Here is an 11,866-nt window from a genome sequence, read left to right as displayed (position 1 = left end):
CGGAGGACAAACGTGTGGACAAAATAGCGATCCTGTCAGACATTCACGGAAACATACCGGCGCTGGAAGCCGTGCTGGAAGATATCCGGCGCAAAGACATCGCGCGAATCTTTTGCCTGGGCGACCTGATAGGCAAAGGACCGCATTCCGATCGGGCGGTCGATCTGATCCGCGAGCACTGCGAGGAGGTTGTAAGCGGCAACTGGGACGATTTTATCACCCGGGAAACGGAAATCGAGGATCTAAAATGGCATCAGAAGGTGCTCGGGAAAGAACGGCTGGAATACTTGGCGGGACTGCCTTTTTCGCTCGAATTTTATATGAGCGGCAAATACGTCCGGCTGTTCCATGCTTCGCCCCGCAGCCTGTACGAGCGCGTGCAGCCGTGGGACGAGCTGGAGAAGCGGCTTTCCCTTTTCGAATCCTCGGAAAAGAGCCGGGAGCGGATTCCGGCCGATCTCGTCGGCTACGGCGATATTCACAACGCGTACCTCCAGCATTTGTACGGCAAAGTGCTGTTCAATGCCGGAAGCGTCGGAAATCCGCTCGATCTGACCCAGGCTTCCTACGTCATTCTGGAAGGAAGCTTCGAGTCCCGGACGCCTGCTCCGCTCGAAATCCGGTTCGTCCGGGTTCCTTACGACATCGAACGCTCCGTCAGCCAGGCCGTGGAGTCGGGTATGCCTGCGCTGGAAGCCTATATCAAGGAGCTTCGTACCGCGAAATACCGGGGCATCAAAGATTAGGCGCATAGACGCGGATTGAAACCGCAGCCTCGATATGGTGCCGGAAAAAGGTGTCTGAACCCCCGGTAACGCGGGGACCGGTTAAGGAAGAAGGGGACGGGATTTTATGCTCATGGACGATTATGTTTCGCTTAACGCAGTCGTCTGGCTGTTCCTTGCGGCGTTTATGATACACGATTTCGAAGAGATCATTTTTGTGGAGTCATGGATGAACAGGAACTACGCGAGGCTTCGGCCGAAAGTGCCGGGACCGGGACAAAAATTGTTCCAGAACATGTCGAACGTGAAATCTTCGCAGTTTGCCGTGGCCGTGTTTGTTGAATTTATTCTTTTTATACCGGTTACGTATTTGGCGGCCGAGAGGGGAATTTGGGCCTTATTTATCGGGTTCAATGCGCTTCTGTTCGTGCATGTGTTTACCCATCTGGGACAGTCGGTCCTGCTGAGATCCTATACACCTGGCGTGGTCACCGCGGTGGCGGTCACCCTGCCTTATTCGGTTTATTTGTTTTACAGGCTGCTCAGGGACGGCGCGGCAACTTGGCAGGACCTGCTGACCTGCGCCCCGCTGGGGCTGCTTTTGCTGCCTGTCGTGCTGGCCGGACACAAGCTAGGAAAAAAGGTCGTGCCGGATTAAGAGTGTCAAGGCTGCCGCAGCAGCCGCCATCGCCAATCAATGGCTTGCCGAATAGGAGGAACGAAGATGAAAAGCCCCATCCAAAATAAAATCCGTACGGTTTTTATTCCGGTCAAAGATATCGAACAGGCGGCGGGTTGGTACTGCAAGATTTTGGGCCTTCCCGCGGACGGCGAGGTGCTGTTCGGCCATTTGTATATTTTGCCGATGCGGGGGGCGGGAATTGTGCTGGACAGTAAAATCTACTCGCCGGACGCGGTTTTTAAAGCGCCGGTGGTCCAGTTTGCCACGGACGATATTGAGCAGTCTTATGCGTACATGAAGAGTCTCGGCGTCCGGCTGGTCTCCGAAATCGAGCACGGGCACTGGTTCAATTTTACGGACCCGGACGGGAATCTGCTTATGGTTTGCAAGTAAGAGTTGCCGGGACAGATTATCCATTAAGGAGAACCGCGGTATGAATATGTTGTCTGGAATCAGGAAAGCGAAAGTCGCAGACGTTTTGTTAGTGCTGACCGTTTTGAGCTTTCCTTTTTTGTTTAGAGGGCGTTTCGGGTTGATGCTTTTTTTAGCCGTGGTCGTCCTTCTCTTAATAATCAGGAAGATTGATTTTAAAAAGCGCGTGCGGCTCCGAAAAACGTTATGGGCAGGCTCGCTGCTGATCGGCCTTTCTTTCGTCGCCGTGGAATCGTTCGTGATCTCGCAAATGGGCGCCGACGAAGCCGAAACTTCGGGAGCGGACACCGTCGTGATATTGGGGGCGGGCCTGAAAGGATATGAGCTGTCGCTCACGCTTCAGCAAAGACTGGATGCGGGGCTCGCTTACGTTTCCGGAAGGAAGGACATCACCGTGGTCGTATCGGGCGGTCAGGGCCCGGGTGAGAATGTGCCGGAAGCGGTGGCTATGAGGGACTACCTGGTGAAGAAGGGGGTCGCGGAGAACCGGATTCTTCTCGAAAGCAGATCGACAAGCACCAGCGAGAATTTAAGGTTTACCAAAGCCGTTTTGAAACAAAAAGGCATCACCGATCCGAAAATCCTCATCGTCACAAGCGACTACCATATGTACCGGGCCAAGCTGCTGGCGAAACGGGAAGGCTATGAAGCTTACGGCCTTTCGAGTCCGTCACCGGCGCATCTCAAACCGGTTAATATGATCCGGGAGTACTTCGCCATGATCAAGACGTGGGTAAGTTGATTCGGGGGGAATGAGGGGAAGAAGCCGTGTTCGAAATCAAAACAAAGAAGTTCAATTTATGGTTGGATGAACGTATTGCCGATATCAAACCTTTGGTAAAGTCGATGAAATTCATCGTCGTTACGGAAGAAGGGAATCTTTATACGCTGGATACCGTATCGGACTCCATTGAAAAGATTTGCTCCGTCCAGTGTCCAGATATAAATTTCGAAGAACGCGTAACACTTGCGGTTTCCGTTCAAGAGGAAGTTATTTCAATCGTCAATACGCATGGAAAACACGGAGTGATTATAGATTTAGTACAAAAAAAGGTCCTCCGTACGTTTCAGCGAGACGACTACTATTTCGAGCAGTCTCTTTTTCCCGCGGTTTTTCTGGAATACGACAATCGCACTCTATTTGTTCACGCTACAAAATGGAACCGGCTCGACATTACCGATGTTCGTACCGGAGAATCTGTAGTTCCCAGACCGGATCCTTATTGTGATACCGGTGAAGACGACTCTAGTGAAGCGGAGCATCGCCTGGATTATTTTCATGGACAATTGCTCGTATCGCCCGGGGGGGACTGGATAGCGGATAACGGCTGGATATGGCATCCTACGGGTTCCGTTACCTCGTGGAATGTACAGAAGTGGTTAACGGAAAATGTTTGGGAATCCGAAGACGGGGAAAGCAGAAAAACGCTCTGGTGGGGCAAATACGACTGGAACGAACCTATTTGCTGGATTGGAAAAACAAAGCTCGGAATCATCGGGCGGCACGATCCCGACCTGTTGGCGCAAGAGGAAGAAACGCCGCTTTCCGAAGATTTTCTTATAAGAGTCGTGGATGTCCGTGACGGGATGGAGTCTGTCTCCTTTAAAATTGCCTTCGGCGACCTGTATGATGATGACTATTTGTACTGCACATCCGCTGAGAGCGGCTTCAGAATTTACGATTCCGGAACGGGAGAGGAATTGTACGCCAATTCGGGCTTATCCGCATCGGCCTATCACCCCGGGACCAGACAATTTCTGAGTTTGATCGGCCAGGAAATCACCGTTTTTACGGTTACGAAACGTCCTGAATAACACTTGCGGAGGTGCCATCGAAATGACCTTAACGGGAATAACCCCTATTTTGCGCATATTCGATGAAAAGAAAGCCAAACAATTTTATGTGGAGTTTCTGGAGTTCACGCTGGATTGGGAGCATCGCTTCGAGCCCGGCATGCCTTTGTACATGCAGATTTCCCGGGATGAAATCGTTCTTCAACTCAGCGAGCATTACGGAGATTGCAGCCCCGGAGCGGCGCTCCGGATTGCGGTTTCCGGCGTAGAAGATCTGCAGAAGGCGCTGATCGGCAAAAATTATCCCTACGCTAGGCCGGGGATCGAACGCACCCCTTGGGAAACAACAGAATGCACGGTAACCGACCCGTTCGGAAACAAACTGATTTTCTTCGAATAAGACAAAGGCCGTGTATAAAAATCCAGCCGGTTGCAGACCGGTCTTTTTTCGGTTAGAATTTTACTTACCGGTAGGTAAAATTTATTTGGGAGGATTTTTTATGACGGTCGTTAAAAAGGAAACGCGAGTTACCGGTTTGGACCTGGCCCGGGCTTTATCCATCTTCGGGATGATCGTGGTGAACTACAAAATCGCGATGATGGCGGACGGAAGCGGGCCTTCGTGGCTGGCCGGATTCGCCGGCTTGTTCGAGGGGAGAGCCTCCGCGGTATTTGTCGTGCTGGCGGGGATCGGCATTTCCCTCATGACCCGCAAAGCCCGGCGGGGTGACGAACCCGAGCTGGCAAAGCAAAAACTTGTCCTCCGCAAAAGGTCGGCGTATCTGCTTACGCTCGGACTGTTTCTGCTGGCATTGGGATGGACGGCGGATATTTTGCACTACTATGCCTTGTTTTTGTTCGCGGCATCATTTCTGATCCGTTCATCCGACCGCTTCCTTGCGGGTGCGGCCGTTACCACCGTATTGGCGGGTCAATGCGCACAGCTCGCGCTGAATTATGGGGCGGGCTGGGATGCGACTTTTCATTCCTACACCGATTTTTGGACGGCCCACGGCTTTATCCGGAATCTGTTCTTTAACGGGTTCCATCCCGCGCTTCCGTGGTTTGCTTTTTTTCTGACGGGGATGTGTATCGGCCGACTGGATCTTACCGATCCCTCTGTGCGCACCAAGGGGATGACCGCCTCGCTGATCCTATTCGCCGGTAGTGAACTGATCTCACGGTTCGCCATGAAGCTGAGCGCTGCTTCCATCGGGGATGAGGGGGCGCGCTATCTTTTTGAGACGAAACCCATGCCGCCCAATATGCTGTATATGGTTTCCGCGACGAGTACGGCCGTGCTGGTTATTTTTTTGTGCATCTATGTGACAGAGAAAGTGCCCGGACAGCGTATGCTCACGGCTCTTGTCCAAACGGGACAAATGGCGCTGAGCCACTATATTTTGCACGTTATTGCGGGCCTTGGTCTTCTGGAGGCGCTGGGGATACTGGAAAACGGCTCCCTGCCTTTCTCCGTCGCGTATTCCGTCGGCTATTTTGCCGCTGCGGTCGGGGCGAGTCTTCTTTGGAGACGAAAGTTTTCCAGAGGGCCGCTGGAAGCCTGGATGAGAAAGCTGTAAGCGGAGAAGGGACCTTTTATTAGACGAAGGGCGAAACCGGATGTATAATTGTGGAAAATGAGGGCGGCAGGAGCAGTTCTGGCTGTATTTATGCAGAAGGGCGGCTGCGGGAGCTAGTGCAGACTGCCGTCTTTCCTGGGAAGATGCGAAACGCTACAAATGATACTGGGGAGATGAGCAGGAATGAGCACGTATATCCAGCCGAATTTGGTAACATCCGCGTTATTGACGATCGACACGCAAAACGATTTCAGCCTGCCCGGCGCCCCGGCCGAAATTCCCGGCACGAACGAGGTACTGCCCGTTATGAGCCGGATCCTCGAGCAGTGCCGGGCCCATGGCATCCCGGTTATCCACGTGATCCGGATTTACGAACGGGACGGCTCCAATGCGGATCTGTGCCGCAAAGAAATGATCGAGGCCGGAGCGGCTATCGCAGCGCCGGGGACACGGGGGGCGGATCTCGCGGATGCGATCAAACCGCCTCATGCGGAGGAACTCCGATTCGGGCCGCTGCTCGGCGGAGAAATCCAGGCGATCGGTGAGCGGGAGTGGGCCCTATACAAACCCCGCTGGGGAGCTTTTTACAAGACGAAATTGGAAGACTTCCTAAAAGAGCTGGGGATCGACACCCTTATTTTCACGGGCTGCAATTTCCCTAACTGTCCCAGGACGAGCATGTACGAAGCGAGCGAGCGCGACTTTAAAGTAATTATGGTGGAGGACGCCATTTCGGGTGTGTACGAGAAGGGAAAGGATGAAATCAGAAATATCGGAATTTCTGTTTATGATTCGGCTTCCTTAATCAGGGACATCGGCCAAGCTTTCGCGCAAAGGCTGGAACTTTCGGCCGATCCGGCATCATCCCCCGTTTCCTGAAAAGGAACAGCTTTCCACGGGGCCGGAATGTATCCGTCCGGGGCCGTTGAATCAGGCCCTTTGAATTCCATAGCGGTGAAAGATGGCGGGCATTAACGGCCATCTGCATACTTTTTAGAAGAAATAATTCTGCGTTTCATGGATTGATCTGAATTTTTTCCATAAGGAGGTTTAGAGATGAAAATCGCGTTTATCGTGTTTGACGGGATTACCTTTCTGGATTTTATCGGTTTCTACGATGTCGTCAACCGACTGCATCTGTTCGACAAGACGAAAGGAACGACGTGGGATATTTGCGCGCTTGCGCCGGAGGTAAAGGATGAGCAGGGATTGACGATCCGTGCCGGCAAAGTAAAACCGGACCTGTCGGAATATGATCTGCTGTTTGTTCCGGGCGGTCTCGGGACGAGAAAGCTCAGGTTTAGAAAAGAGTTCGTGGACTGGCTGAGGCAGGCGATTGGAGTTAAACACGTGGTTTCGGTATGCACGGGTTCGCTTTTGCTCGGGGCGGCCGGGTTTCTGGAGAACAGGAAAGCAACCACACATCCGAAAGCTTATGCGCTGCTGGAACCGTACTGCAAGGAAGTGGTCCGGGCCAGAATCGTCAAGGACGGCCATATCGTCACGGGCGGAGGGGTATCGGCTTCTATCGATTTAGGGCTCTATGTGGTCGAAATGCTCGCTGGGCGGGAAGCTGCGGGTCAAGTGAAGGAGCAGATCGACTATCCTTATGAGCGAAGCGGGATGGTGGAGGCTTAAGCAGGCGCTGTTTAAGGACCGATTTTGGACATTCCATCTAACAAATTTGTTGAAAATAAACAATTCTAGTGTGCTACACTTATTTCTGTACTGTTTTTAAGGAATTCGATGACTAATTTAGAAAAACCAAGGAGAAGGAGAGAAGAAGATGAAAAAGAAGTACATGACCCTATTGGGTGCATGCGGATTAGCCGCAGTGGTGGGGGCGACTAGTTATGCCGCCGGCGGAGTGGAGAAAATCGAAGCTTATCTCAATCCCGATATCAAGCTGACGCTCAACAATGAAGCCTGGACCGCGAAAAACGGAGAAGGAAATGCGCTGGCCCCGGTCATTATCGACGGGACTTCCTATGTTCCGGCCAAAGCGGTCGTGGAGGCGATGGGTGGACAAGTTCAGTGGAACAATGATACGAAAACGATCGCGATCACATCCGTTCCCGGCAAAGACGCTCCTGTTTCTCCCCCGGAATCGGGCGTGACGGACAGAGACGAGCAGATCGCGCAAAAAATAGCCGAGATCAAAAAGAAACTGAAGCGGGGTTTGACCCGGGAAGAAGTGGCAGCCCAACTCAAAGTAAAACTTGAAAATGCCAATGACAACGGCGATGTTGAAAACGGCAGCGATTCTTTCTCCAAAGTGTATTATTTCAAAGAGGCCGGTTACGAGCGTCCCGAAGGGACTCCGGACCACGCAATCGATTACGAAGGCTTGAAGAACAAAAAAGTCGGAGCGAGTTTATTTATCGGCTGGAAAAACGATAAGCTGCACTTTTATTCCATCTCCTACGTGAACCCGGCCGACAAGAAGGTGCATTTATTTGTGGTGGGTCTGGATGGAACATCGGAAGACAATCCTGCCACCAACTGAATCTAAAGAATTGATAAATTGTAGGGCCAAATCGTATCCCGATTTTTGAAACTGGTTTAGAATGGGAGAGAATTCCATTAAGCCCTGAAAATAGGGTGTACATAAGGTGATAACATTGAAAAAAACCGTTATTTTTATCGTCGCTATCGTGGTCGTTATGGCTACATCCGCTTCGGCTTACGCGCATCCCGGAAGATTAGACAAAAACGGGGGCCACAACTGCTCCGCAAAATCCAAACAAAAAGGGTTATGCAGCGGGTATCATTACCACAAAAAGAAATAACAGGCCCATTTACGTAGAAACTTAGCCGGTTTCCTTGTAGGCCAATCCCCATGAAGTAACCGGTAAAAAGAAACCCTGCAAAACAAGCTGGCACCGTATCGGGGCCGGCTTGTTTGGTTTATGTTGCAGGGATGGACACTGCCTTTGAATACAAAGAGTTCCTTCTTACTAAGAGGTTGTTCCGTGTCCGGATGCTTTTCGGGGTGGATTGGCCTTTATTGCTGAAAAGTCCGGGAAGGAGACGAATCATGGATAACGGAGAGGGTCTTGAGATTCACCGTAACGAAGCATTTTCTCCGCTGAATCAATATGTCCTCGGAATACAGGAAAAGATTACAGCTTCGGCGGCCGCCGTCTATGTTCTGCATCGCGGAACCGTCGTTAACGAATGGTACTCGGGTACGCATGAGTTCTCTCCCGGCAGCCGTCTCGTCGGCGCGGATTCCCGATTTAATGTCGCTTCGGTCAGAAAAACCTATCTGGGGCTCGCCGTCTCTCTGGCCCTTTACGAGGGACGGATCGGCAGCCTGGATGATCCGGTTTCGGACTATATGGCCGATCCGGACGACGCCTTGCTGGCGGGCACGACGATCCGGCATTTGCTCACCCACACGCACGGTCTTGCGAGTCCGCAAAAGCGGATATTTCCTCCCGGGGCGGACTGGGCTTATAACAATGTGGGCGTTAATTTGCTGATCCGCATGGTCGGAGAAGTATTCGGAAAGCCCCTTGCACAGCTATTAAATGAAAAGGTGTTCCGTCCCGGCGGATTCACGGAAACGGGCTGGCGCCAACACAAAACGGACGGGCTCGTTTGGCTGGATGAAATTTACACCAGCGAAGAAGGCACAGAAACAAACATGTTCGTCAGCGCCAAAGAGCTTGCTTCCTGGGGGCAGCTGCATCTGTCCAAAGGCATATGGAACGGGATGCAGCTAGTCCCTCGTCCGGTATGGGAGCAGACCGCCGAAATTATCAGTCCGGAAGGTCTTGCGGACTCTTTACCGAGAAACGGGTTTTTCTGGTTCGTGCAGGACCGTCCGCGCTCCTTGACGGAATTGGGGCACGAGCTTCCCGCGGGTTCTTATCAATCTCTCGGAAGTACGGGCTGCGCCTGTCTCGTTATTCCGGAGAAGGAAGCCGTCGCGGTCCGGATGTATAACCAGACAGGGCCGAATCTCGCCGGCTACAGCTATCTGGACGACATCCGGACGTTCGGCAACACCGTATATGGCTGTCTGAATGTTATCGGCCTGCGGGCAGACCGGTCCCCGTAAATTTTATAATCCGCATCCGCCCAGTCCCCGGCATCCGTCCCGGCATACAGTATAGGAGCCTACTAAAGGAAGAGGAGTGAATGCAGCATGGGATTTTTCTTCCCTCAAGGATCGTTTACACAGCCGCAAGGAAGCCAGGGGTTTCAAGGCGGTCAGGGACCGTTCGGTACGACGGGGCCGTTCTTTCCGTCACCCGGAGGCGGACCGGGCCAAGGCTCGTTCTTTCCGTTTCCCGGCCAGCAGGGACCGGGTACGCCTCCCCCGCTGGGACCTCCCGGATTTCCCGGAGGCAGCCCCGGCCAGCAGGCACCGACGGCGCCCCCTCCGCAGTTCGAGCCGCAGGTGACTCCCTTTGCGGTTGACCCGGGCGCCATCTCCGGCTGCCTGTTTCGCAATACGTTCGTCTGGCTGAATGACGGCTCACGGTTCTGGTACTTCCCGACCTTTGTCGGCCGCACTTCGGTGGCCGGCTTCCGGTGGACGGGGTTCAGTTGGGTCTATTTCGGAATCGATCTGCGGAGGATCAGCTCGTTCACCTGTTTTTAGAAATAGACGGCCGGCTCTGAGAGGCAAGTACAAATACGAAGGATATCCGAACTTTAGCGTCTCGGATATCCTCTTTTTATAACCCGGAAAGAGGAAGGCGCACGTGCACATCGAAGATACTAGGAAGGTATATATGGAAGGGGCATACAGAAAAACCGATGGGAAGGGAGAACAGTCATGAATGAAAAGGACCTTCTGTCCGGTATTCTGGCCGCTTATCCGGTCCGCGAGCCGTCCGTACAGTTTATCCGGCACAACGAAAACATGACCTACCGGGTAACGGACGTCACCACGGGACAATCTTACCTGCTCCGGATACATAAACCGGTTACGTACAAGCTGCACGGGCTGCAGCATTCCCGGGAAGGGCTGCATGCGGAAATGCAGTGGCTGGCGGATCTTGGCGCCGGTACGGGGATGCGGGTGCAGAAACCGGTCGCAAGCAACGCGGGTGAATGGGTAACGTCTGTAAACCTTGACGGGGAATCCGGATCGCAATCCGGCGTCTTTTGTACGCTACTCGAATGGATCGAAGGCCGGGATGTCGGCCACGGAGAATCTTTTTCGCGGGAGATGGTGAAAGAGCTCGGCCGGCAACTTGGTATGATGCACCGGTTCTCGCAAACCTACGCCGGGGCTGCCGAATGGAAAAGACCCCGCTACGCGGGTGTGGAACAGAACGAGGAGATGCTCGTACGAATCCGGTCCGGGCTGCCCATGGGCCTTTTCAGGGAAGAAGACCTTGAGATCGTCGGCCTGACTTTTACGCGCATAGCGGACAAGCTTGCACGGCACAGCCGGTCCGGGAGTACTTGGGGACTGATTCACGCCGATATCAATAAAGGCAATCTGATCGTGACGGAGCAGGGCTTTTCGCTCATCGATTTCTGCCTGTTCGGGCACGGGTATTACGGATATGATCTGGCGGGCTGCGCGCTCACTATGAAAGCGGAATTGAGGGATTCCGTGCTGGAGGGTTACTCACTTGTCCGGCCCGGCGCCGTTGCGGAGCGGCTGGATCTGCTGGAGGGGTTTATGCTTCTGTCGATTTTCGGTTTTTATTCGTTCCACCTACATAACCCCGATAAGCATCCGTGGATGAAAGAAAGGATGCCTGCTTTTTGCAAAAATTACTGCGTTCCTTTTCTTGAGGACCGTAGCCTTTTTTATACCTTGTAGAACAACGGAAATACGCATGCACCACGCAAAAAAATATAGGGCCGGAGGCCACAAGGAGGTTAACGACTATGACCCATGGAGTGACGATTCATGAGCTGGAATCGATGGAGTCGGGCGTTCTGAACGATTTGACGGAGCTGCTGATCCGGGTAGTGGAGGATGGGGCTTCGATCGGATTTTTGCCGCCGTTAAGCTGGGAGGATGCGAACACTTACTGGAAAAAAGTGATAGAACCCGGCGTATTGGCCTGGAACGCCGTATGCGACGGCAAAATTGTCGGCACCGTCCAGCTTCACCTGGCGATGAAAAGAAATGCCGCGCACCGGGCGGAAGTCGTCAAGCTGATGGTTCACCCCGAATACCGGAGAAAGGGCATCGCTCATATGCTGATGCAGGCTTTGGAGGAAACGGCGGCGGAGGAGGGAAGGTCGCTTCTGGTGCTGGATACCCGTGAAGGAGACGCGTCCAACAAGCTGTACAAGTCATTCGGGTATGTGGAGGCGGGCCGCATCCCGCATTTCGCCAAATCGTCCGACGGGAGCCTGCACACGACGATTTTTTATTACAAGCAGATCTAGGAGAGACCTAGGGAAGTCGTAACGTTCATCATGCTCGGGTTTATTCTGATGAGCCTGATCACGATTACGGCCTATCTGCGCAAAATATACGAGACGCTGAACCGTATGGCTTCGGAGAAGGATCGGCCACCGGGTCCTCCCGGTGAATAAAAGGGGGTCCGCTCCAGCGGGCCGTTTTGCCGAATTACAGGCGGCAGCGAAACAAATGCCGGAGATTTGCGTACGATCCTAGTACAGGTGCACGGCAGCTTGCAGAGAAGTGAACGGTTACCGATTTGTCAAAC

At 53.0% G+C, this 11,866-nt stretch carries 15 protein-coding genes; all 15 read left to right on the top strand.

All coding sequences use genetic code 11. The features are described from left to right. The first annotated feature begins 14 nt into the window (after window positions 1–14). Window positions 15–746 carry a metallophosphoesterase family protein gene (locus AC58P5_RS07755; protein ID WP_497385567.1) on the top strand — a complete coding sequence of 244 codons (732 nt, stop codon included), beginning with the start codon at window positions 15–17 and terminating at the stop codon, window positions 744–746. A gap of 106 nt (window positions 747–852) precedes the next feature. Beyond that, complete coding sequence (locus AC58P5_RS07750; protein ID WP_497385565.1) at window positions 853–1,383, top strand: HXXEE domain-containing protein; 531 nt, start codon at window positions 853–855, stop codon at window positions 1,381–1,383. 66 nt (window positions 1,384–1,449) lie between these two features. After that, window positions 1,450–1,800, top strand: a complete 351-nt coding sequence (locus AC58P5_RS07745; RefSeq protein WP_497385563.1) for a VOC family protein — start codon at window positions 1,450–1,452, stop codon at window positions 1,798–1,800. A gap of 40 nt (window positions 1,801–1,840) precedes the next feature. Beyond that, entirely contained in the window at window positions 1,841–2,581 is a 741-nt protein-coding gene (locus AC58P5_RS07740) for a YdcF family protein (protein WP_497385562.1), read from the top strand. A 26-nt stretch (window positions 2,582–2,607) separates the two neighbouring features. Then, entirely contained in the window at window positions 2,608–3,654 is a 1,047-nt protein-coding gene (locus AC58P5_RS07735) for a hypothetical protein (protein ID WP_497385561.1), read from the top strand. Between the two features lie 22 nt (window positions 3,655–3,676). Then, window positions 3,677–4,033 carry a glyoxalase superfamily protein gene (locus tag AC58P5_RS07730; protein ID WP_497385560.1) on the top strand — a complete coding sequence of 119 codons (357 nt, stop codon included), beginning with the start codon at window positions 3,677–3,679 and terminating at the stop codon, window positions 4,031–4,033. Window positions 4,034–4,133: 100 nt separating this feature from the next. Beyond that, window positions 4,134–5,213 (top strand): DUF418 domain-containing protein, encoded by a 1,080-nt coding sequence (locus tag AC58P5_RS07725; protein WP_497385558.1) that lies wholly within the window; start codon window positions 4,134–4,136, stop codon window positions 5,211–5,213. 183 nt (window positions 5,214–5,396) lie between these two features. After that, window positions 5,397–6,092, top strand: a complete 696-nt coding sequence (locus AC58P5_RS07720) for a cysteine hydrolase family protein (RefSeq protein ID WP_497385557.1) — start codon at window positions 5,397–5,399, stop codon at window positions 6,090–6,092. A 177-nt stretch (window positions 6,093–6,269) separates the two neighbouring features. Next, the gene (locus AC58P5_RS07715) at window positions 6,270–6,851 is read left to right on the top strand and encodes a DJ-1/PfpI family protein (protein WP_497385556.1); all 582 of its coding nucleotides are present in this window, start codon (window positions 6,270–6,272) and stop codon (window positions 6,849–6,851) included. A gap of 148 nt (window positions 6,852–6,999) precedes the next feature. Beyond that, complete coding sequence (locus AC58P5_RS07710) at window positions 7,000–7,719, top strand: stalk domain-containing protein (protein WP_497385555.1); 720 nt, start codon at window positions 7,000–7,002, stop codon at window positions 7,717–7,719. Between the two features lie 106 nt (window positions 7,720–7,825). Then, window positions 7,826–8,002, top strand: a complete 177-nt coding sequence (locus AC58P5_RS07705) for a YHYH domain-containing protein (RefSeq protein ID WP_497385554.1) — start codon at window positions 7,826–7,828, stop codon at window positions 8,000–8,002. Between the two features lie 248 nt (window positions 8,003–8,250). Further along, a complete protein-coding gene (locus AC58P5_RS07700) occupies window positions 8,251–9,279 on the top strand; it encodes a serine hydrolase domain-containing protein (protein ID WP_497385553.1) in 1,029 nt (342 codons plus the stop codon). 87 nt (window positions 9,280–9,366) lie between these two features. After that, window positions 9,367–9,825 (top strand): transporter, encoded by a 459-nt coding sequence (locus AC58P5_RS07695; RefSeq protein ID WP_497385551.1) that lies wholly within the window; start codon window positions 9,367–9,369, stop codon window positions 9,823–9,825. Window positions 9,826–10,002: 177 nt separating this feature from the next. Next, window positions 10,003–11,004, top strand: coding sequence for a phosphotransferase enzyme family protein (locus tag AC58P5_RS07690; protein WP_497385549.1), 1,002 nt, complete (start codon window positions 10,003–10,005; stop codon window positions 11,002–11,004). A gap of 68 nt (window positions 11,005–11,072) precedes the next feature. After that, complete coding sequence (locus AC58P5_RS07685; protein ID WP_497385547.1) at window positions 11,073–11,582, top strand: GNAT family N-acetyltransferase; 510 nt, start codon at window positions 11,073–11,075, stop codon at window positions 11,580–11,582. The last annotated feature ends 284 nt before the right edge of the window (window positions 11,583–11,866 follow it).

The organism is Paenibacillus sp. JT31N7, from assembly GCF_059692095.1.
This window is presented reverse-complemented; position numbering and strand designations above follow the sequence as displayed.

Excerpts from the sequence above, each read along its gene's own strand:
- AC58P5_RS07750 (WP_497385565.1), top strand. The coding sequence starts at position 853 with ATGCTCATGGACGATTATGTTTCGCTTAACGCAGTCGTCTGGCTGTTC.
- AC58P5_RS07745 (WP_497385563.1), top strand. The coding sequence starts at position 1,450 with ATGAAAAGCCCCATCCAAAATAAAATCCGTACGGTTTTTATTCCGGTC.
- AC58P5_RS07740 (WP_497385562.1), top strand. The coding sequence starts at position 1,841 with ATGAATATGTTGTCTGGAATCAGGAAAGCGAAAGTCGCAGACGTTTTG.
- AC58P5_RS07730 (WP_497385560.1), top strand. The coding sequence starts at position 3,677 with ATGACCTTAACGGGAATAACCCCTATTTTGCGCATATTCGATGAAAAG.
- AC58P5_RS07725 (WP_497385558.1), top strand. The coding sequence starts at position 4,134 with ATGACGGTCGTTAAAAAGGAAACGCGAGTTACCGGTTTGGACCTGGCC.
- AC58P5_RS07720 (WP_497385557.1), top strand. The coding sequence starts at position 5,397 with ATGAGCACGTATATCCAGCCGAATTTGGTAACATCCGCGTTATTGACG.
- AC58P5_RS07715 (WP_497385556.1), top strand. The coding sequence starts at position 6,270 with ATGAAAATCGCGTTTATCGTGTTTGACGGGATTACCTTTCTGGATTTT.
- AC58P5_RS07710 (WP_497385555.1), top strand. The coding sequence starts at position 7,000 with ATGAAAAAGAAGTACATGACCCTATTGGGTGCATGCGGATTAGCCGCA.
- AC58P5_RS07700 (WP_497385553.1), top strand. The coding sequence starts at position 8,251 with ATGGATAACGGAGAGGGTCTTGAGATTCACCGTAACGAAGCATTTTCT.
- AC58P5_RS07695 (WP_497385551.1), top strand. The coding sequence starts at position 9,367 with ATGGGATTTTTCTTCCCTCAAGGATCGTTTACACAGCCGCAAGGAAGC.
- AC58P5_RS07690 (WP_497385549.1), top strand. The coding sequence starts at position 10,003 with ATGAATGAAAAGGACCTTCTGTCCGGTATTCTGGCCGCTTATCCGGTC.
- AC58P5_RS07685 (WP_497385547.1), top strand. The coding sequence starts at position 11,073 with ATGACCCATGGAGTGACGATTCATGAGCTGGAATCGATGGAGTCGGGC.